We start from the raw sequence: 21,166 nt of genomic DNA on the forward strand, positions 1-21,166 counted from the left end.
CCATTCCCGGGCCTCACACCTGTCCTTCAGGCTGTGCTCACCCGCCTTACAGCCGACTTATGGCCGAAAAGGGCAGGATGGAGGTCACACACTCACCGAACCCCCCTGCCCACGTGGGCCGAGAAGCGCTACGCGGGTGGACACAGGAAGGACAAGCGACGTGCGCGTACTCGTCGTCGAGGACGAGCAACTGCTCGCCGATGCGGTGGCCACCGGACTGCGCCGGGAGGCCATGGCCGTCGACGTCGTGTACGACGGGGCGGCCGCCCTGGAGCGCATCGGCGTCAACGACTACGACGTGGTCGTCCTCGACCGCGACCTCCCCCTGGTGCACGGTGACGACGTCTGCCGCAAGATCGTGGAACTCGGCATGCCCACGCGCGTGCTGATGCTCACGGCGTCCGGTGACGTCAGCGACCGGGTGGAGGGCCTGGAGATCGGCGCCGACGACTACCTCCCCAAGCCCTTCGCGTTCAGCGAGCTGACGGCACGCGTGCGGGCCCTCGGCCGGCGTACCAGCGTGCCGCTGCCCCCCGTCCTGGAGCGCGCCGGGATCAAGCTCGACCCCAACCGCCGTGAGGTCTTCCGGGACGGCAAGGAGGTGCAGCTGGCACCCAAGGAGTTCGCGGTGCTGGAGGTGCTGATGCGCAGCGAGGGAGCGGTGGTCTCCGCGGAGCAGCTCCTGGAGAAGGCCTGGGACGAGAACACCGACCCGTTCACCAACGTCGTGCGCGTCACCGTCATGACGCTGCGCCGCAAGCTGGGCGAGCCACCGGTCATCGTGACCGTCCCCGGCTCGGGATACCGGATCTGATCACCCGTGGCCGCTACCCCCGCGCCTCCCCAGGCGCCCCCGAAACCCACCTGGGACCCCCGCCGGCCGGAGCCGCCCTTCCCCTGGCTGCGTCCCACCATCCGCATACGCCTCACACTGCTGTACGGCGGGATGTTCCTGATCGCGGGCATCCTGCTGCTGTCGATCATCTACCTGCTGGCGGCGCAGGCGCTGAACACCGGCAACCAGCCGCTGTTCAAGATCGAGGGCGGCACGGACATCAGAGTCACCAGCGACTACTGTCCCACCGTCACGTCGGGCACCCTGAAGCTGCCCCAGTTCAACGCCGCGATCGCCGAGTGCGTCGACCGCCAGCGCCAGGTCGCCCTGGACAACCTGCTCAGCCGCTCCCTGCTGGCCCTGCTGGGTCTCGCGATCATCGCCTTCGCCTTCGGCTACGCGATGGCCGGCCGGGTGCTGTCACCGCTCGGCCGGATCACCCGCACCGCGCGCGCGGTGGCGGGCTCGGACCTGTCCCGCCGCATCGAGCTGGACGGCCCGGACGACGAGCTGAAGGAGCTGGCGGACACCTTCGACGAGATGCTGGAGCGCCTGCAGCGGGCCTTCACGGCGCAACAGCGCTTCGTCGGCAACGCCTCGCACGAGCTGAGGACCCCGCTGGCGATCAGCCGCACGCTCCTGGAGGTGCACCTGTCGGACCCGGACGCCCCCATGGAGCTGCAGCAGCTCGGCAAGACGCTGCTGGCCACCAACGAGCGCAGCGAGCAGCTCGTCGAGGGCCTGCTGCTGCTGGCCCGCAGCGACAACCAGATCGTGGAGCGCAAGCCGGTGGATCTCGCCGAGGTGGCCGAGCAGGCCGTCGACCAGGTGCACGCCGAGGCGGAGGCCAAGGGCGTGCTGATCCGGGGCGAACAGAAGCCCGCGGTCGTGCAGGGCAACGGCGTGCTGCTGGAGCGGATCGCCCTGAACCTCGTCCAGAACGCCGTGCGGTACAACGTGCCCGAGGGCGGCTGGGTCGAGGTGACCACGGAGATCCAGCACGGCCAGGCGATGCTCGTGGTGTCCAACACGGGCCCGGTGGTGCCGGCGTACGAGATCGACAACCTTTTCGAGCCGTTCAGACGGTTGCGTACGGAGCGAACGGGCAGCGACAAGGGTGTGGGCCTCGGCCTGTCGATCGCCCGGTCCGTGGCCCGGGCGCACGGCGGGCACATTTCGGCCCAGCCGCGTGAAGGGGGTGGGCTCGTGATGCGGGTGACCCTGCCCGTCTGAGATCATGACCCCCGCACCGGGATCGACACTGAGGGATGTTCGCTCTGCGCGGAATTTTCAAGGCGCTGATCGAGTATCCGCGTGTGTGATCGATCACAAAGGCACATTTCACGTCACCTACTCTCCGTGATCATGAATACGGCCGGAAAGCCGGGAAAATCCGGGTTTTCCGGGGTCGTGATCACGGGAAGTACACGGTGAGACGCCTTTGAAGTGCGGGATTCGGACCGTGTACGGTCCCGATCGCCATCCAACCCGATCACTCAAGAGGAGTCCGGTTGGGTGTCGATTGAGTAACAGACCTTGATGTGAGGCAAAATCTCCGCCTCAGGTCGGGCACAAGTCCGGCCTCTCACGCGTTACGTGCGCTGGAGACACCGAAGACACCCAGAGGGGGAGAGCGACATGGCAACCGACTACGACACCCCACGCAAGACCGACGACGACGTCGACTCGGACAGCCTTGAAGAACTCAAGGCGCGGCGGAACGACAAGTCGACGTCCGCTGTGGACGTCGATGAGTTCGAGGCCGCGGAAGGCCTCGAACTGCCCGGAGCGGACCTTTCGAACGAAGAGCTGGCCGTCCGGGTGCTGCCGAAGCAGCAGGACGAGTTCACCTGCATGAGCTGCTTCCTGGTGCACCACCGCAGCCAGCTGGCCAAGGAGAAGAACGGTCAGCCGATCTGCCGCGACTGCGACTGAGGGCGGGTCGGCCGTGACTGGCTCGACCCCTCCCCGGAAGCGCCGCTTCCTGAAGCGGGGAGCGGACTCGGTGCCGTCCGAGGGACGGCACGGCGCGCGTGACCACGAGCGGGGCTCATCCGACAAGGGATCGGCCTCGCTCGAACCGGCGGCCGGCCGGGCTGACCTCCCGGCGCCGGCCGCGCCACCAGCGCCCGTCGCACGGCGGCGGGCGGCGGTGTTCCGGGACAAGGCCCGGGACGGCGTCCGCAAGGGCGGCAGCCGCGCCCGGGCGGCCTTGGGGTACCTCGCCGACCGGATCATCGACAACGCCCCGCGGATCCCCGTACGCGACCTCGCGACGCTCCGCAGGCAGTTCCCCGGGCTCGGGCCCGAGCAGCTCGCGGACAAGCTCGTGGCGGGCGCCGCCGGCGCCACGGCGACGGTCGGCGCGGGAATCGGCGCGGCGGCGATGATGCCGGTGCCGCCGGCGATGCCCGCGGAGCTGGCCGCCGAGATCACCGGTGTGGCGGCGATCGAACTGAAGCTCATCGCTGAGCTCCACGAGGTCTACGGCGTACGGCCGCCGGGCACTCTGGCGCAGCGCTCCACCGCGTACCTCAACTCCTGGTCGGGGGAGCGCGGCATCGACGTGAGCAAGCCGGCCACCGTCAGCTCGGCGGTGAACAGCCGGATGAAGCAGCAGCTGCGGCAGCAGATCATGAAACGGATGGTGCGGGATCTGCCGAACCTGCTGCCGTTCATGGTGGGCGCGGCCGTCGGCGCGGCCATGAACCGCCGGGACACCAGGAAACTCGCCGAGCGGATCCGGACCGACCTGCGCAGAGTCCAGGTCCCCTGGGACGCGCTGCCCGAACTTCCGCCGCTGGAGACTCCGGCCGAGCCACTGACGCCGGGGGACGTCCCGAAAGAGCTCGGGTGACGCCTCGGCCGGGTGTGCTAGGCCGCCGCCCGCGCTGTCCGCAACGCCTCCGCCAGCCGCTCCGGCTCGCGCGTCGACAGGTACAGATACGGCGTCGGGTCCTCGGGGTCGGTGACCTGCACCCGCAGGGCGGTGGGGATGTAGGCGCGCAGCAGCAGGAACGCGCGGGTGTCGGCCTTGTACGTGCGCCAGGCGCGGGCCTCCTCCGCGTCCAGGACCTCCGCCTCGCCCAGCGCCGACACCGGGATCTTCGCCTCGCCCGCGACCAGGAAGCCGCCCTGCACCCGGATCCGCAGTGAGCCGTACGCGCTGGCCGCGACCGCCGCCGCGGCGGTGCCGCCGGCCAGGCCGCCGAGCATCGGCAGGGTGCCGAAGGGCAGCAGGATCAGGGCCATCGAGACCCCGACCAGCGAGGAGATCAGCCACCAGGAGCGGGGCGCGGTGAGGCGTTCTTCGTACGGGGCGGCGGAGAGCTGCATGAAACCAAGCTTGGCACGGTGTCCGGAGCACGCCTCGGTCAGGGCGGTCCGGGTGCGGCGCCGCCGGGCGGGACCGCCGGTGTGCGGCGCCGTCCGGCGGGGCGGTGGCGGGTGGCGGGAGGGCGGGTAAGGTCTGCGGCTGTGAGTCGTACTTCCGCCGCTGTCGAGCCGCCCGCAGACGCCGTGAAACCGGTACGTCATCCAGACGCTCCCGCGCCCGGAGAGCTGCTCGGTGCGCACTACGGCCAGTGCTTCGGCTGTGGCGGCGAGCAGCCCCACGGGCTGCACCTCCAGGCGCGGGCCGGCGAGGGCGTGACGGTCACCGCCGAGTTCACCGTGCGGCCCGCCCATCAGGGCGCGCCGGGCCTCGCGCACGGCGGGGTGCTCGCGACCGCCCTCGACGAGACCCTCGGTTCGCTGAACTGGCTGCTGCGGACGATCGCCGTGACCGGCCGGCTGGAGACGGACTTCGTGCGGCCGGTTCCGGTGGACACCGTGCTGTACCTGGAGGCCGAGGTGACGGCCGTGGCGGGGCGCAAGATCTACTCCACCGCCACCGGCCGGATCGGAGGCCCCGACGGGCCCGTCGCCGTCCGCGCCGAGGCGCTCTTCGTCGAGGTGAAGGTCGACCACTTCATCGACAACGGCCGCCCGGAGGAGATCCGGGCCGCCATGAACGACCCGGACCAGGCCCGGCGTGTCCGTGCCTTCGAGGTGAACCCGTGAGCCGTGACCCCGTGAGCCGTGCCCCCGTGAACGTGCTGATCCGGCGCGTGGATCCCGACGTACCGCTTCCCGAGTACGCACATCCCGGTGACGCGGGAGCCGATCTGCGCACCACCGAGAGCTGTGAACTGAAGCCGGGCGAGCGGGCCGTGCTGCCCACGGGAGTGTCTGTGGCGCTCCCGGAGGGGTACGCGGCCTTCGTGCACCCGCGTTCCGGTCTCGCCGCCCGCTGCGGTGTCGCTCTCGTGAATGCCCCGGGGACGGTTGATGCCGGGTACCGTGGGGAGATCAAGGTGATCGTGGTGAATCTCGACCCGCGCGAGTCCGTGCGGTTCGAGCGCTTCGACCGGATTGCCCAACTGGTCGTCCAGCAGGTCGAGAGGGTCCGCTTCCAGGAGGTCGCGGAACTTCCCGGCTCGGCACGGGCCGAGGGGGGCTTCGGGTCCACCGGCGGCCATGCCTCCGTGGACGACGGGGGCGGCACAAACGGTCATGCCGCCGCGGGCGGCGCGACGGGTGGGAATCGATACGCTTCGGTCGTATCCGACCGGGAAGGACAGTGACGTGTTCGGACGTCGCAAGAAGAAGGGTGCCGCCGAGGACGCGGCCGGCGAGGCCGAGCAGGTCGTCGACAGTGTCGACACTGAGGCGGACGGGGAAGAGGGCACGCGCGAGCGCGTGAGGCTCGAGCCGGAGCCGCGGCCGGACGGGCCGTGGGACAGCTCCGAGGTCCGTGACCCGGCCGAGGGCCGGGTGGACCTGGGCGGTCTCTTCGTGCCGGGCGTCGACGGCATGGAGCTGCGGGTGGAGGTCGCGGGCGACGCGATCGTCGCGGCGACCGTGGTGCTGCGTGACAGCGCCATCCAGTTGCAGGCCTTCGCCGCGCCCAAGCGCGAGGGCATCTGGGGCGAGGTGCGCGAGGAGATCGGTTCCGGCATCACCCAGCAGGGCGGCATCATCGACGAGGTCGAGGGCCCGCTGGGCTGGGAGCTGCGTGCCCAGGTGCCGGTGCAGCTGCCGGACGGCACGGGCGGTTTCCAGGTGGTGCGGTTCGTGGGTGTGGACGGTCCCCGCTGGTTCCTGCGCGGTGTGATCTCGGGTCAGGGCGCGGTGCAGCCGCAGGCGGCCGGGCTGCTGGAGCAGATCTTCCGGGACACCGTCGTGGTGCGCGGGGACGGCCCGATGGCGCCGCGCGACCCGATCGTCCTGAAGCTGCCGAACGACGCGCAGATGGTTCCCGAGAACGTCCAGCAGCAGGACGAGGGTTCCCGCTTCGGCGGGGGCATGGGACAGCTGCAGCGCGGTCCGGAGATCACCGAGGTGCGGTAGAGCGCACGCGAGGAGGGCCGCATCCCCGGCAGGGGGTGCGGCCCTTCGCCGTGCGCGGAGCGTGACGGGATATCACGCGCGGAACGGACGACCCGAACTGAACGGTGCAGCGCCCGGCGGCGGGAAGGGCTGGCGGGCGCCCGGGTGGCGCTTCCCGCGTCAGGGTTTCGTCAAAGACGGTCCCCGGGGCACATCCGGTCCCGTTCGTCGCGTCCGCCGGCCGTAGGGTCGACGCTGCGCAGGCGGCGGTGACCGGAAGACAATGAGGCCATGGGACGCGGCAAGCTTCGGATCTACCTCGGTGCGGCACCGGGCGTCGGCAAGACGTACGCGATGCTGTCCGAGGCGCACCGGCGGGTCGAGCGGGGCACGGACTGCGTGGTGGCCTTCGTCGAGCACCACGGCCGGCCCCGCACCGAGGTGATGCTGCACGGGCTGGAGGAGGTTCCGCGCCGGGAGCTGGAGTACCGGGGCGGGGTGTTCACCGAGATGGACGTCGACGCGGTCCTGCGGCGGGCGCCCGCCGTCGCCCTGGTGGACGAGCTCGCCCACACCAACATCCCGGGCTCCCGCCATGCCAGGCGGTGGCAGGACGTCGAGGAGTTGCTGGCGGCGGGGATCGACGTGGTGTCGACGGTCAACATCCAGCATCTGGAGTCGCTGGGAGACGTGGTCGAGGCGATCACCGGGGTGCGGCAGCGGGAGACCGTGCCGGACGAGGTGGTGCGGCGGGCCGACCAGATCGAGCTGGTCGACATGTCACCGCAGGCGCTGCGGCGCCGGATGGCGCACGGGAACATCTACCTGCCGGACAAGGTGGACGCGGCGCTGTCGAACTACTTCCGGCCGGGCAACCTGACGGCGCTGCGGGAGCTGGCGCTGCTGTGGGTGGCCGACCGGGTCGACGCGTACCTCAAGCAGTACCGCAGCGAGCACCGGGTCTCCAGGATATGGGGTTCGCGGGAGCGGATCGTGGTGGGGCTGACCGGCGGTCCGGAGGGGCGGACGCTGATCCGGCGGGCCGCGCGGCTGGCGGAGAAGGGCGCCGGCGGTGAGGTGCTGGCGGTCTACATAGCCCGCACCGACGGCCTGACCTCCGCCTCCCCGAAGGAACTGGCCGTACAGCGCACCCTGGTCGAGGATCTCGGCGGCACCTTCCACCACGTGGTGGGCGACGACATACCGGCCGCCCTGCTGGACTTCGCGCGCGGAGTCAACGCCACCCAGATCGTCCTCGGCTCCTCACGCCGCAAGACCTGGCAGTACGTCTTCGGACCCGGCGTCGGCACGACCGTGGCCCGGGAGTCGGGTCCCGACCTCGACGTGCACATCGTCACCCACGACGAGGTCGCCAAGGGACGCGGACTGCCGGTGGCCCGGGGCGCGCGGCTCGGCCGGGCCCGGATCGCCTGGGGCTGGCTGGTCGGTGTGGCCGGCCCGGCGGTCCTGGCGGTCCTGCTCAGCACCGTGCACCTCGGCCTCGCCAACGACATGCTGCTGTTCCTGACCGTGACGGTGGCCGCGGCCCTGCTCGGCGGGCTGCTGCCCGCGCTGGCCTCGGCGGCGGTGGGCTCCCTGCTGCTGAACTACTTCTACACACCGCCCCTGCACCACTGGACCATCGCCGACCCGAAGAACATCGTCGCCATCGTGATCTTCGTGGGCGTCGGTGTCTCGGTGTCCTCGGTCGTCGACCTCGCGGCCCGGCGTACGCACCAGGCGGCCCGGCTGCGCGCCGAGTCGGAGATCCTGTCCTTCCTCGCGGGCAACGTGCTGCGCGGCGAGACCGGCCTGGAGGAGCTCCTGGAGCGGGTCCGCGAGACCTTCGGCATGGAGTCGGCGGCCCTGCTGGAACGCGGCGGCGACGTCGACCCGTGGACCTGCGCGGCCCGGGTCGGCCTCGGGCGGCCGGTGCAGCGGCCGGAGGAGGCCGACGTCGACGTGCCGGTCGGGGACCACATGGCCCTCGCGCTGACCGGGCGGGTGCTGCCCGCCGAGGACCGCCGGGTCCTGGCCGCGTTCGCCGCCCAGGCCGCCGTCGTCCTGGACCGCAGCCGGCTCCAGGAGGAGGCCGGCCGGGCGCGGGCGCTGGCCGAGGGCAACCGGATCCGCACGGCCCTGCTGGCCGCCGTCAGCCATGATCTGCGCACGCCGCTGGCAGGGATCAAGGCGGCCGTCTCCAGCCTGCGGTCCGACGACGTGGCGTGGTCCGAGGAGGACCGGGCGGAGCTGCTCGCCGGCATCGAGGAGGGCGCCGACCGGCTCGACCACCTGGTGGGCAACCTGCTCGACATGTCCCGCCTCCAGACCGGCACCGTCACCCCGCTGATCCGGGAGGTCGACCTCGACGAAGTGGTGCCGATGGCGCTCGGCGGGGTGCCCGAGGGCAGCGCCGGCCTCGACATCCCGGAGACGCTGCCCATGGTCGCGGTGGACCCCGGGCTGCTGGAGCGGTCGGTGGCCAACCTGGTGGAGAACGCGGTCAAGTACAGCCCGGCCGGCAGCGCCGTCCTGGTGTCCGCCAGTACCCTCGCCGACCGGGTGGAGGTGCGGGTGGTCGACCGGGGGCCCGGAGTCCCGGACGAGGCCAAGGAACGTATCTTCGAGCCCTTCCAGCGCCACGGCGACGCTCCGCGCGGAGCGGGCGTGGGGCTGGGCCTCGCCGTGGCGCGCGGTTTCGCCGAGGCCATGGGCGGCACCCTCGACGCCGAGGACACGCCCGGCGGCGGCCTCACCATGGTGCTCACGCTCCGCGCGGCGACCGGCCCCGGGGAGCGTCCTCAGGTCGTACGACCGGAAAGGCAGGTCCCATGCTGAGCCCGGCCGAGGCAGTCCCCCGGACCCCCACCAGGGTGCTGGTGATCGACGACGAGCCGCAGATCGTGCGCGCCCTCGTGATCAACCTCAGGGCGCGCGCGTACGAGGTCGACTCGGCGCACGACGGCGCCACCGCCCTCCGGCTCGCCGCCGCCCGCCACCCGGACGTGGTGGTGCTCGACCTGGGCCTGCCCGACATGGACGGTGTGGAGGTGATCCGCGGCCTGCGCGGCTGGACCAGGGTGCCGATCCTGGTGCTGTCCGCCCGGCACTCCTCCGACGAGAAGGTCGAGGCGCTGGACGCGGGCGCCGACGACTACGTCACCAAGCCGTTCGGCATGGACGAGCTGCTGGCCCGGCTGCGGGCCGCCGTCCGCCGCGCCGAGCCCACCGCGGGCGGCGAGGACGAGGTGCTGGTGGAGACCGACGAGTTCACCGTCGACCTGGCCGCGAAGAAGGTCCGGCGGCACGGCAGGGACGTACGGCTGACGCCCACGGAGTGGCATCTGCTGGAGGTGCTGGTGCGCAACACCGGCCGGCTGGTCAGCCAGAAGCAGCTGTTGCGGGAGGTGTGGGGGCCGTCGTACGGGACGGAGACCAACTACCTGCGGGTCTACATGGCCCAGCTGCGCAGGAAGCTGGAGGCGGACCCCTCGCACCCCGCGCACTTCGTCACCGAACCGGGGATGGGGTACCGGTTCGAGCGCTGACACCGGGGGGTACGTAGCTGTCGGTGGGCCCCGGTACGCTTCAGACATGAGTCCTGTTCCTCGTTCCGAGAAGCCGGCGGGCCGGTTCCGGCGCATGCTCGACCGGCTTTCCTCGTCGCAGGAGGACCTCGAGTCCGAGGAACTGCGGGAGGATTCCGCGACCGCCGGCTGCACGCGGATCGGTGACTGCCACGACCGCCAGATCGTCACGGTTACTGGTACCTTGCGCACGGTCACCCTGCGGCCGCGCGCGGGAGTCCCGGCACTGGAAGCCGAACTGTTCGACGGCTCCGCCGCCCTGGACGTGGTGTGGCTCGGCAGACGCTCCATCGTGGGGATAGAGCCGGGGCGCAAGCTGATCGCATCGGGCCGGATCTCGCTGAGCCGGGGCCGCCGGGTGCTGTTCAACCCGAAATACGAACTGAGACCCCTCGGTAGGGAGTAGCCGGTGACGTCGCTCGACAAGCCGACCCAAGACACGGAGCAGGATGCCCGGGCGGTGACGGAGGCCGCGCTGTTCGAGGCGTTCGGCGGTGTGCGGGGCATGGTCGAGACGGTGCTGCCCGGCCTGCTGTTCGTCACCATCTACACGATCAACAAGGACCTGCACCTGTCGGCGATCGCCGCGCTCGGTGTGTCGCTGCTGCTGGTCGTGGTCCGCCTGGTGATGCGGGACACCGTCAAGCACGCCTTCAGCGGTGTCTTCGGCGTGGCCTTCGGTGTCGTCTTCGCGATGATGACCGGCAACGCCAAGGACTTCTACCTGCCCGGCATGCTCTACACGCTGGGCCTGGGGCTGGCCTACATCATCACCACGCTGTGCGGTGTCCCGCTGATCGGGCTGATCCTCGGCCCCGTCTTCAAGGAGAACCTCTCCTGGCGCACCCGCAACCCCGGGCGCAAGAAGGCGTACGCGAAGGCCAGTTACGCCTGGGGAGCGATCCTGCTCGCCAAGTGCGCGATCCTCTTCCCGCTGTACTGGTGGGCCGACACCACTCAGCTGGGCTGGGTCCTGATCGCGCTGAAGATCCCGCCGTTCCTGCTCGCCGTGTGGCTGACGTGGGTGTTCCTGGCGAAGGCACCGGCTCCCATCGACGTGTTCGCGGAGATGGAGGCGCAGGAGAAGGCCGAGGAGGAGCGCAAGGCGGCGTCGGCCGCGGAGCGCGAGGACGCGACGGGCGGACGGCACCACCGGGAGGCGTAGGGTCCCGGCGCCGGCAGGTCCCGGCGGCCTCAGAGACAAGCAGGAAGGGCGCCCCGAGTCGTCGGGGCGCCCTTCCTCGTCGTAGCGCCGGTGCTCAGCTCGGCGCTTCCTCCCGGCGTACCGACAGCAGGTCCTCCAGCTGCTCCTCGCGGGCCTGCGCGGCCACGAAGAGCAGCTCGTCGCCCGCCTCCAGGGAGTCGTCCCGGGTCGGCGTGAGGACGCGGGTGCCGCGGATGATCGTCACCAGGGACGTGTCCTCCGGCCACTCCACGTCGCCCACCTGCGTGCCGGCCAGGGCCGACTCCTCGGGCAGGGTCAGTTCGACCAGGTTCGCGTCACCGTGGCTGAAGCGGAGCAGGCGGACCAGGTCCCCGACGCTGACCGCCTCCTCGACCAGGGCGGACATCAGGCGCGGCGTCGAGACGGCCACGTCCACGCCCCAGGACTCGTTGAACAGCCACTCGTTCTTCGGGTTGTTCACCCGGGCGACGACGCGCGGGACGCCGTACTCCGTCTTCGCCAGCAGGGAGACGACCAGGTTGACCTTGTCGTCGCCGGTCGCGGCGATCACGACGTTGCAGCGCTGGAGCGCCGCCTCGTCCAGGGACGTGATCTCGCAGGCGTCGGCGAGCAGCCATTCCGCCTGCGGGACGCGCTCGACCGAGATGGCGGTCGGCGCCTTGTCGACCAGCAGCACCTCATGGCCGTTCTCCAGCAGTTCGCCCGCGATCGAGCGGCCCACCGCACCGGCACCGGCAATGGCGACCCTCATCAGTGACCGCCCTCCTCTTCGGGACCCTTGGCGAACGCCGCCTCGACCTTGTCGACCTCGTCGGTGCGCATCATCACGTGCACCAGGTCGCCCTCCTGCAGCACCGTCTGCGAGGTGGGCAGCACCGCCTCGCCCAGCCGGGTCAGGAACGCCACGCGTACCCCGGTCTCCTCCTGGAGACGGCTGATCCGCTGGCCCACCCAGGACGTCGACGTGTGCACCTCGGCCAACTGCACCCCACCGGTGGGATCACGCCACAGCGGCTCCGCCCCCGACGGCAGCAGCCGGCGCAGCATCTGGTCGGCCGTCCAGCGGACGGTCGCCACGGTCGGGATGCCCAGGCGCTGATAGACCTCGGCACGCCGGGGGTCGTAGATCCGGGCCGCGACGTTCTCGACGCCGAACATCTCGCGGGCCACGCGCGCGGCGATGATGTTCGAGTTGTCGCCGCTGGAGACGGCGGCGAACGCGCCGGCCTCCTCGATGCCCGCCTCGCGCAGGGTGTCCTGGTCGAAGCCGACGCCGGTGACGCGACGGCCCCCGAACCCGGAGCCCAGTCGTCGGAAGGCGGTGGGGTCCTGGTCGACCACGGCGACCGTGTGCCCCTGTTGCTCCAGGGTCTGGGCGAGAGCGGAACCCACTCTCCCGCAGCCCATGATGACGATGTGCACGACCGTCCTTCCGGTGTCAATAGGTACTGCTCAGCCACATCAGGGTCTCAGACCGACGCCCAAGCTACACACGTGCGGTAGGACGACGGCACCCCTGTGCACGGTTGCCGCTGTGCCGTCTCTCCGTTGCGGGAGGTCCTTCACCGGCGGCTGATGCTGCGGACGCTGGCCAGAGTCAGGATGCCGAGACCGACGAGGCTGGCCGCGGCGCCGATCAGCTCTGCGGTCGTGTGCATGAAACCTCCGGGGGCGCGGACGGACGGGGTTTGTCATATAGACATGGCGACCGCCGCGGCCACGGAACCCGCAGCGCGGGCCCGCGGTTAATTCACTCGTCAGGCAGATGGAGGGTGGCGGGTGGGCGGCCTCCTGTTCGACGCCTTACGATCCTCTGTTGTGTCCAAACTGACCGACGTGCCCAAACGGATCCTGATCGGGCGCGCACTGCGCAGTGACCGGCTCGGGGAAACACTCCTGCCGAAGCGCATCGCCCTCCCTGTCTTCGCCTCCGACCCGCTGTCCTCCGTGGCGTACGCGCCGGGAGAGGTGCTGCTGGTCCTCTCCATCGCGGGCGTGTCGGCGTACCACTTCAGCCCCTGGATCGCGCTCGCGGTCGTGGTGCTGATGTTCACCGTGGTCGCCTCCTACCGGCAGAACGTGCACGCCTACCCGAGCGGCGGCGGCGACTACGAGGTGGCCAACACCAACCTCGGCCCCAAAGCCGGTCTCACGGTCGCCAGCGCCCTGCTGGTCGACTACGTCCTCACCGTCGCCGTGTCGATCTCGTCCGGCATCGAGAACCTCGGCTCCGCGGTGCCGTTCGTGGTCGAGCACAAGGTGTTCTGCGCGGTCGCCGTGATCGTGCTGCTCACGCTGATGAACCTGCGCGGCGTACGGGAGTCGGGCACGCTGTTCGCGATCCCGACGTACGTCTTCGTCGCGGGCGTCTTCATCATGATCGCGTGGGGCGCGTTCCGCGGGCTGGTGCTCGACGACAGCATGCGGGCACCCACCGCCGACTACGAGATCAAGCCCGAGCACCAGGGCCTGGCGGGCTTCGCCCTCGTCTTCCTCCTGCTGCGCGCCTTCTCCTCCGGCTGTGCCGCGCTCACCGGGGTCGAGGCGATCTCCAACGGCGTCCCGGCCTTCCGCAAGCCCAAGTCGAAGAACGCGGCGAGCACGCTCGCGGCGATGGGCCTGCTCGCCGTCACCATGTTCTGCGGCATCATCGCGCTGGCCGCGTTCACCAAGGTCCGCATGGCCGAGAACCCGGCCGTCGACCTGATCCACAACGGTGTCGCGGTCGGCTCCGACTACGTGCAGAACCCGGTGATCTCCCAGGTCGCCGAGGCCGTCTTCGGCAAGGGCAGCCTGCTGTTCATCGTGCTGGCGGCGGCCACCGCGCTGGTGCTGTTCCTGGCCGCGAACACCGCGTACAACGGCTTCCCGCTGCTCGGCTCGATCCTCGCGCAGGACCGCTACCTGCCCCGCCAGCTGCACACCCGCGGCGACCGCCTCGCCTTCTCCAACGGCATCGTGCTGCTCGCCGGCGCGGCCGGACTGCTGGTGTGGATCTACGAGGCCGACTCGACGCGGCTGATCCAGCTGTACATCGTCGGCGTGTTCGTGTCGTTCACGCTCAGCCAGACCGGCATGGTCCGCCACTGGAACCGCCACCTGTCCACGGAGAAGGACCCGGCCAAGCGCCGCCGCATGATCCGCTCGCGGGCCATCAACACCTTCGGCGCCTTCTTCACCGGACTGGTGCTGGTCGTCGTCCTCGTCACCAAGTTCACGCACGGCGCGTGGGTCGCGCTGCTCGGCATGGTGATCTTCTACGCGACGATGACGGCCATCCGTAAGCACTACGACCGGGTGTCCGAGGAGATCGCCGCCCCCGACGGCCCGAGCGACGACATGGTCCGGCCGTCCCGGGTGCACTCGGTCGTCCTGATCTCGAAGCTGCACCGGCCCACCCTGCGGGCGCTGGCGTACGCCAAGCTGATGCGCTCGGACACCCTGGAGGCGCTCAGCGTCAACGTCGACCCGGCCGAGACCAAGGCGCTGCGCGCGGAGTGGGAGCGGCGCGGGATCGACGTACCGCTGAAGATCCTCGACTCGCCGTACCGCGAGATCACGCGGCCCGTCATCGAGTACGTGAAGAGCCTGCGCAAGGAGTCGCCGCGCGACGCGGTCTCCGTGATCATCCCCGAGTACGTGGTCGGCCACTGGTACGAGCAGCTGCTGCACAACCAGAGCGCGCTCCGGCTGAAGGGCCGGCTGCTGTTCACACCGGGTGTCATGGTGACCTCGGTGCCTTACCAGCTCCAGTCCTCGGAAGCGGCGAAGAAGCGGGCCCGCAGGCGGCAGGACTGGAACGCGCCCGGCGCCGTGCGGCGCGGACCGGCGCAGGACCGGAGCAAGGAGCCCGGCGCGAAGAACTGACCTGTGCGGACAGCACGTAGACTGGTGGGCTGTTGTCCGGCAGTTCCCCCCTTGACGTATCTGGAGTCACCCCGCCATGCAGGCAGAACCGAACAAACCGCAGGCGGACTCGTCGGCGGCGTCGCTGGTGGGGGCGGAGTACGAGGTCGAGGTCGGTCCCGTCGCCCACGGCGGTCACTGCGTCGCCCGTACGGACGAGGGGCAGGTGCTGTTCGTCCGGCACGCGCTGCCCGGTGAGCGGGTCGTGGCGCGGGTGACCGAGGGCGAGGAGGGCGCCCGGTTCCTGCGGGCGGACGCCGTGTCGGTGCTGACGCCGTCCAAGGACCGCATCGAGGCGCCCTGCCCGTACGCCGGTCCCGGACGCTGCGGCGGATGCGACTGGCAGCACGCCAAGCCGGGCGCCCAGCGCCGGCTCAAGGGCGAGGTCGTCACCGAGCAGTTGCAGCGGCTCGCCGGCCTCACGCCGGAGGAGGCCGGCTGGGACGGCACGGTGATGCCGGCCGAGGGCGACAAGGTCCCGGCAGGTCAGGTGCCGCAGTGGCGCACCCGCGTGCAGTACGCGGTGGACCCCGACGGCAACGCCGGACTGCGCCGCCACCGCTCGCACGAGGTGGAACCGATCGACCACTGCATGATCGCGGCGGAGGGTGTCAGCGAGCTGGGCATCGAGAAGCGCGACTGGGCGGGCATGGAGTCCGTCGAGGCGATCGCGGCGACGGGTTCGCAGGACCGCATGGTGATCCTGGAGCCGCGTCCCGGTGCCCGCCTGCCCCTCGTCGAACTCGACAGGCCCGTCTCCGTGATGCGCGTCGAGGAACACGACGGCGGCGTCCACCGCGTCCACGGCCGCGCCTTCGTCCGCGAGCGCGCGGACGGCCGGACGTACCGCGTCGGCAGCGGCGGCTTCTGGCAGGTCCACCCGAAGGCCGCGGACACCCTCGTGACGGCCGTCATGCAGGGCCTGCTGCCCCGCAAGGGCGACATGGCGCTGGACCTGTACTGCGGCGCGGGCCTGTTCGCCGGCGCCCTCGCCGACCGGCTCGGCGACCAGGGCGCGGTCCTCGGTATCGAGTCCGGCAAGCGCGCGGTGGAGGACGCCCGGCACAACCTGGCCGGCTTCGAGCGGGTACGCATCGAGCAGGGCAAGGTCGAGTCGGTCCTCCCGCGCACCGGCATCACCGAGGTCGACCTGATCGTCCTGGACCCGCCGCGGGCGGGGGCGGGCCGGAAGACGGTCGGCCACCTGTCGTCGCTCGGGGCACGGAAGATCGCGTACGTGGCGTGCGATCCGGCCGCGCTGGCGCGGGACCTGGAGTACTTCCGGGAGGGGGGGTATCGGGTGCGGACGTTGCGGGTGTTCGATCTGTTTCCGATGACGCATCATGTGGAGTGCGTGGCGATTCTGGAGCCGGTGGCTAAGGGTGCCTGACCTGCGGGTTCTTGTGGATATCTCAGGCGTGACCTGTGCGCTCGATCTGTTTCCCGAAATGCATGACGTGAACCACGTCCGATGCGCCTGAGCGTCACTGACCTGCTGCTTTGCGAGCACTACGGGGACGGCGGCTGTGCCTCGTTCGGTGCAGGCCAGCACGGCGGCAGGTTGTCTTGACGCTCGGATGACGCTCCCTCCGCCCGTCGCGTTCCGGCGTCACGTGCCCCGGGGTACGGCGGTGGGATCGGCGAGGATCTGTTCGCGTCCGGCGGTGAGGGCGGCGTCGGGGCCGAGGGTGTCGGGGATGACGGTGACGGGGAAGGGTGAGGAAGGCGGTCCGGCGCGGGCCGGGGCGGGCGTCGATGCCAGGTCTCAGCCAGGGCAGCCAGTAGGCGAGGCGGCCGCCGATGACGATGTGGTGTCGTGCGGGGAGACAAGAGCGCCGAGTCCGGCCGCGTCGAGGACGGCGTGGGTGCGAGGCCGACCCCTATGTCGCGGCACAGCACCTCTCGTCGAGGGGTTCGTGCAGCGAGGGCTCCAGGTGCCGGGCGGCATGGTTCGGGACGAACCGGAAGCAGTAGCCGTCCCACTCCGGGCCGCCAGGCCCGTCGGCATCAGAGCTGTAGATCTCGGCGCCTCGCTGATCAGTGAAGCCGAGAGGCGTTCACTGCCGGCTCCGGCCGGTTTCGCGGCGACGAAACGCCTCCCAGGCCGCGCGAACGGCGGTCTGGAGTCCGGCGTCGTCGAGATCGCCTGCTTCCGCGAGTTCAGGGTCGACCGAGTAGTCTTCGAGGATCATGAACACCTGGTCGAAGAGATCCTCGAGCGCCCCCAGGACGCGCTCCCCGTTCGCCTGGGAAACACGCCGGGCCTCCCACCAGCCATGGGCGAAGTCCGGTGCGCTGCACGTCCCGTCGGTGAATGCGTCCAGCAACGTCAGTTGTCGTGCTGCCGCACTGCCCGGGTCGACGTCGCCCGGGTGGGACCACGCCCTCTGGCCGGGGGGTGCGAGGCGGCCACGGCCGCGAGTGAGGGTGACGTTTCCGGAGAGCCCGCGCATGACGGCCGAAGCGTGCGCGTGCTGTTGTCGGTGCCCTCGTTGACTGCCGCGGCCATGAAAGCGGGGGTTCCCGCGATCAGTGCATAGCCTTCTTCCGGAAAAAGCACGGCTCCTTGTGCATCGGGTGTGCGCAGCAGGTGCGCTGGGCGGATGCCCGTGCAGTCCGCGTCGGCGGGAAGCCGGGACGTGGCACCGGGGTTGCCGGCGAGGCTCGTGGTGAGGATGTGGGAGGCCCCGACGGCACGGCAGCCGTCCGTGATCCGGCGAGCCAGCGCCGCGTCGATCTGCGCGCCCACCGGCACCGGGGCACCGACTTCCCAAGCAGCCAGGACGAGGTGAAAGTGCCGTCCGTATCGAGCACGATCCTCAGGTCCGATGACTTTCCGTATTCTGGACCGGTCACCACAGAAACCCTTTGTCGATGATTCCCTGGAACCGTCTGTCACCGAGTCTCCAGGCCGACCAGAATCTACCATCGGCGTGCAGCATGACCATCTTCTGGGATGCCGGGTCGATGAACCCGACCGCCGGTCCCTGATTCCTGTGATCGTACCGGTAGATCTAGCGGGCCCTGACCAGCACACCGACCGAAAGCATCACTCAAACCGACCGGGAAATGAGGCTCGTGACGCTCATCGGACCTCAGAATTCGTGCACCACGACCCAGTAGTCGGATTCTTCGACCGAGATGGCACACAGGTGGCGGCCGTCAACCGAAACGGCAATGAACTCGGGTGAACCCGTCGCCGCGCAGATACGGGACGGGAGGTTCTTGCCGACCGGGTCTTTCACCCGCACCCAGCCGACCTGGCTCCCGCCAGGTACGGGCGGGAGGATCAGGAACTCTCCGTCCTCGCCGTAGAGCGAAACCTGTGCAGCATGGCGATGCCACGCCTCGTCCAGTTCGTCGGCGGCGTGGGGGGAGGAGGCGGGGATTGCGGTGACCGGCTCCACCTCGAATCCGCTGACCGCATAGATGCCGGCGTTCACAGGTGGGCCGTCGGATGCCGCCTTCCCCGTCACCTCAAGCCCGCAGCGCCCAAGGGCGTCCAGCCACTCCGGTTCCTGCCGGTCGTTCATGATCTCTGACCTTTCGTCGGCCCTCACGGCATTCAGCCGCCTTCGTAGAACAGGTGATGATCGCCACCCGGTTTGTTTATCTTGGCATATCTCTCCATGGACTCCGGATAGCCAAGACTCCCATCGGGCCGCTGCACCCTGGCGTTGTCCCAGCCGAAGTTGACGAGGTTCCGGGTGTCGTCAATCTTCGGTTTGCCGGCATGGAAGTGAGGGCCTGCCGGATCGTGGGTGTGCTCGACGACGACACGCGAGCCGCTGTCTGTTTCGAATTGCCGGAAATTACCCCAATGTGCCGGGTCGGGTGAGTAAATATAATCCGGCACGTGCTTCAGTTGCTTGTCCCCGGTGACTACCCACTCAGCGATCGGCTCTTCGCCGTAACGCACACCGGCGAGCTCGTAGGCGGCCTTTTCCGCATCCGCACGGTTCTCGAAGGGGTTGCCTTTTTCGCCACGCGGATACGGGCTGAGCCCGAGGGGGTCGGACCAGGTGTGGGGGTTGTGGACGTAGGTGGCGGGATTGGGCGCGGGAGTGAGCCCGAGGGGGTCGGGGGTGAGGTATCGCGCAGTTTCAGGTTCGTAGTGGCGGAAGACGTTGTAGTGCAGGCCGGTTTCCGGGTCGTAGTACTGACCGGGGAAGCGGAGCGGGGTGTAGGCCGTGCTGGCACTGCTCCAGGCGGTGGTGCCCCAGAGGGTGGCGCGGGTGCGCCAGGCGATGTCGCCCTCCTGGCCGATCAACTCGGTAGGGGTCCCGACGAGATCGGTGGCGATGGCGAAGAAGCGCCGGTCCACCTCGTCCTGACGGGTGTCCGCCGTGAGGATGCGCTCGGTCTGTGAGAGGGGAACGCCGGACCGATGGTCCCAGGTGAGGGCGACTGTGTTCGGGAGGTCGGGGCGGTGAACGGTCTGTTCGCAGAGGGTCATGCCGTCCCAGGCGAACCGGATCTCCTCCGCCACGTTCTCGCCGTCTGCCAGACGCTGTTTGGCGACGCGGCGGCCCAGGGGGTCGTAGCGGTAGCGCCAACGGGTGCCGTCCGGGGTGATCACCGAGGTGAGCCGGCTCTCGGCGTCCCATTCGTAGCGCCAGGTGTCGGGTTTGCGGGACAGACGGGTCTTCTGCCGCAGGGTGATGCGGCCGATGGCGTCGTGCTCGAAGCGGACGGCTCCGGCGCGGATGATCGCCGTGCCGGCGTAAGTCCGCGGTCCGGTGGCTTCGCTGCCAGGGTGGGAAGCGGGCCAGGACGCCTCGGTGAGGTTGCCGCACGCGTCGTAGGCGTACTGCTCGGTCCACCCCTCAGCGCGGACGGCAGTGACTTGGCCGACCGCGTCCAGGTCGAAGACGCGGGTGCCCGACAGGAGGTCGCTGCTTGAGCTGAGGTGGCCGTCCGGGCGGTAGGAGTAGGTACGGCTGTTGAGAGTACGGCCGCCGGCGGTCAGGTGACTGGCGGACAGCCGCCCGGCCTCGTCCCAGGCCGAGGTGACGGTGAGGGGGTCGGCGAAGTCCGCGAAGACACGAGCCGTTTCACGGCCCGCGGCATCATGGGTGAAGGCGACCGGGGACCCTCCAGCGGTCAGGCGTTCGGGACGGCCATTGGCGTTGTACGTGTAGGTGGTCACGTGGCCGGTGGGAGTGATACGGCGGGTGCGGCGGCCCACGGCGTTGTACGCGTAACTCATGGCGCGGCCGTCCACCAGCTCGGACTTGACCCGTCCCAGGCGGTCGTACATGTAGAGGAGTTCGCTGTCCGGGCCGGACGCTTGCAGCAGACGTCCGGCCCGGTCGTAGCCGTAGGTGGTCATCTCGCCGTCGGCGTCCTTCCGGATCACCTGGCCGAGTTGGTCTCGCTCGAAGGAGATGACGTGTCCGAGCGAGTCGGTTCGGGAGACGAGTTGTCCGGCGGCGTCGTAGCGGTAGATGAGGGTGCGGGCGTCGAAGTCGGTCTCCGAGACCATGCGACCGGCTGCGTCGTACTCGTAGGTCCATCGTGCGCCCTGCGGGTTGGTGACCTGGGTGAGCCGCAGGGCGGCGTCGTACCCGAACTCGTACCGGCCTCCGTTCGGCTGGGTGCGGGCCGCCACCAGGTCGAAGTGCGTGTACTCGAAGCGGGACACCCCGCCGGCCGGGTCGGTGTGGGTGAGGCGATTGCCCTCGCCGTCGTAGGTCCACGACTCGGTGGTGCCGTTCGGGGTCTCCCGGCGGACCAGATTGCCGTCGGGGTCCCATTCGAGGCACGTGACGCCGCCTGTGGGGTCGGTGACGCGTCTTGCATGTCCGAGGACGTCGCGCTGAATCTGAGTGGTCCCGCCGGCAGGGTCGATGACCTGCACGGGCTGGCCCATGGCGTCGCAGCGGACTGTGGTGACGGCTCCCAGCGCGTCGGTGATCGACGTCAGGCATCCCCGAGCGTCGTAGGCGTACTGGGTCGTATGGCCGGCCGGATCGGTGACCGCTACCCGATTGCCGCGCTCGTCGAAGCTCTGGACCCAGCGGCTGCCGTCCGGGCCGTGGAGGTCCGTGTACCTCCCGAACGGGCCGGGCTTCATGGCGAGTCGGCTGCCGTCCGGGCGGAGCACGGCGACCGGCCGGTCGTTCTCGTCGTAGGCGTGGGTGGTGGTGCGTCCGAGTGGGTCGGTGCGGGTCAGCGGGTTGCCGCTGGTGTCGTAGGTGAAGTGGGTGGTGTGGCCGAGGGGGTCGGTGGTGGCGATCACCCGGCAGCGGTGGTCGATGAGGTGGCGGGTGACGCGGCCGT

The 21,166-nt window shown here is 70.2% G+C and carries 19 protein-coding genes; 13 read left to right on the plus strand and 6 right to left on the minus strand.

The features are described 5' to 3' along the window. Positions 1-160: 160 nt before the first annotated feature. The 4 genes from ACWD0J_RS20615 (at position 161) to ACWD0J_RS20630 (ending at position 3,692) form a co-directional block, all read left to right on the plus strand. Entirely contained in the window at positions 161-814 is a 654-nt protein-coding gene (locus ACWD0J_RS20615; protein WP_007385219.1) for a response regulator transcription factor, read from the plus strand. Between the two features lie 6 nt (positions 815-820). After that, positions 821-2,068: a sensor histidine kinase gene (locus tag ACWD0J_RS20620; protein ID WP_451497254.1), complete on the plus strand. Its 1,248-nt coding sequence runs from the start codon at positions 821-823 to the stop codon at positions 2,066-2,068. A 405-nt stretch (positions 2,069-2,473) separates the two neighbouring features. Continuing rightward, positions 2,474-2,770, plus strand: a complete 297-nt coding sequence (locus ACWD0J_RS20625) for a DUF4193 domain-containing protein (protein WP_351402197.1) — start codon at positions 2,474-2,476, stop codon at positions 2,768-2,770. A 13-nt stretch (positions 2,771-2,783) separates the two neighbouring features. Beyond that, positions 2,784-3,692 (plus strand): hypothetical protein, encoded by a 909-nt coding sequence (locus ACWD0J_RS20630; protein WP_451497255.1) that lies wholly within the window; start codon positions 2,784-2,786, stop codon positions 3,690-3,692. 17 nt (positions 3,693-3,709) lie between these two features. Here the strand turns inward: ACWD0J_RS20630 and ACWD0J_RS20635 are convergent, their stop codons facing one another. Beyond that, complete coding sequence (locus ACWD0J_RS20635) at positions 3,710-4,171, minus strand: DUF3093 domain-containing protein (RefSeq protein ID WP_451497256.1); 462 nt, start codon at positions 4,169-4,171, stop codon at positions 3,710-3,712. A gap of 141 nt (positions 4,172-4,312) precedes the next feature. Between ACWD0J_RS20635 and ACWD0J_RS20640 the strand changes: the two genes are divergently transcribed. From ACWD0J_RS20640 to ACWD0J_RS20670, 7 genes are all read left to right on the plus strand, one after another. Next, a complete protein-coding gene (locus ACWD0J_RS20640) occupies positions 4,313-4,897 on the plus strand; it encodes a PaaI family thioesterase (protein WP_451497257.1) in 585 nt (194 codons plus the stop codon). Between the two features lie 11 nt (positions 4,898-4,908). Then, entirely contained in the window at positions 4,909-5,460 is a 552-nt protein-coding gene (gene dut, locus ACWD0J_RS20645) for a dUTP diphosphatase (protein ID WP_451497273.1), read from the plus strand. A gap of 1 nt (position 5,461) precedes the next feature. Next, positions 5,462-6,226 carry a DUF3710 domain-containing protein gene (locus ACWD0J_RS20650; RefSeq protein WP_451497258.1) on the plus strand — a complete coding sequence of 255 codons (765 nt, stop codon included), beginning with the start codon at positions 5,462-5,464 and terminating at the stop codon, positions 6,224-6,226. A gap of 270 nt (positions 6,227-6,496) precedes the next feature. Next, positions 6,497-9,043, plus strand: a complete 2,547-nt coding sequence (locus tag ACWD0J_RS20655) for an ATP-binding protein (RefSeq protein ID WP_451497259.1) — start codon at positions 6,497-6,499, stop codon at positions 9,041-9,043. After that, a complete protein-coding gene (locus tag ACWD0J_RS20660) occupies positions 9,037-9,753 on the plus strand; it encodes a response regulator (protein WP_451497260.1) in 717 nt (238 codons plus the stop codon). The genes ACWD0J_RS20655 and ACWD0J_RS20660 overlap by 7 nt, the downstream gene beginning before the upstream one ends. Before the next feature lie 46 nt (positions 9,754-9,799). Then, the gene (locus tag ACWD0J_RS20665) at positions 9,800-10,198 is read left to right on the plus strand and encodes an OB-fold nucleic acid binding domain-containing protein (protein WP_451497261.1); all 399 of its coding nucleotides are present in this window, start codon (positions 9,800-9,802) and stop codon (positions 10,196-10,198) included. 3 nt (positions 10,199-10,201) lie between these two features. After that, positions 10,202-10,957: a DUF3159 domain-containing protein gene (locus ACWD0J_RS20670; RefSeq protein WP_451497262.1), complete on the plus strand. Its 756-nt coding sequence runs from the start codon at positions 10,202-10,204 to the stop codon at positions 10,955-10,957. A 94-nt stretch (positions 10,958-11,051) separates the two neighbouring features. On the opposite strand, the gene ACWD0J_RS20675 is transcribed toward ACWD0J_RS20670, so the two are convergent. Further along, positions 11,052-11,729 (minus strand): potassium channel family protein, encoded by a 678-nt coding sequence (locus tag ACWD0J_RS20675; protein WP_451497263.1) that lies wholly within the window; start codon positions 11,727-11,729, stop codon positions 11,052-11,054. Further along, on the minus strand, positions 11,729-12,400 hold the full coding sequence (locus ACWD0J_RS20680) for a potassium channel family protein (protein ID WP_451497264.1): 672 nt from the start codon (positions 12,398-12,400) through the stop codon (positions 11,729-11,731). Before ACWD0J_RS20680 ends, ACWD0J_RS20675 begins: the two co-directional genes overlap by 1 nt. Positions 12,401-12,796: 396 nt before the next feature. On the opposite strand from ACWD0J_RS20680, the gene ACWD0J_RS20685 reads away from it, so the two are divergent. Then, on the plus strand, positions 12,797-14,845 hold the full coding sequence (locus ACWD0J_RS20685) for an APC family permease (protein ID WP_451497265.1): 2,049 nt from the start codon (positions 12,797-12,799) through the stop codon (positions 14,843-14,845). 76 nt (positions 14,846-14,921) lie between these two features. Then, positions 14,922-16,274: a class I SAM-dependent RNA methyltransferase gene (locus tag ACWD0J_RS20690; protein ID WP_451497266.1), complete on the plus strand. Its 1,353-nt coding sequence runs from the start codon at positions 14,922-14,924 to the stop codon at positions 16,272-16,274. 667 nt (positions 16,275-16,941) lie between these two features. Here the strand turns inward: ACWD0J_RS20690 and ACWD0J_RS20695 are convergent. The 3 genes from ACWD0J_RS20695 to ACWD0J_RS20705 form a co-directional block, all read right to left on the minus strand. After that, positions 16,942-17,337 carry a hypothetical protein gene (locus ACWD0J_RS20695; RefSeq protein ID WP_451497267.1) on the minus strand — a complete coding sequence of 132 codons (396 nt, stop codon included), beginning with the start codon at positions 17,335-17,337 and terminating at the stop codon, positions 16,942-16,944. Between the two features lie 642 nt (positions 17,338-17,979). Further along, positions 17,980-18,417 (minus strand): hypothetical protein, encoded by a 438-nt coding sequence (locus ACWD0J_RS20700; RefSeq protein ID WP_451497268.1) that lies wholly within the window; start codon positions 18,415-18,417, stop codon positions 17,980-17,982. Positions 18,418-18,449: 32 nt separating this feature from the next. Beyond that, on the minus strand, positions 18,450-21,166 hold a 2,717-nt coding region (locus ACWD0J_RS20705; RefSeq protein ID WP_451497269.1), incomplete at its 5' end, for an RHS repeat-associated core domain-containing protein.

The organism is Streptomyces sp. NPDC003011 (assembly GCF_053591515.1).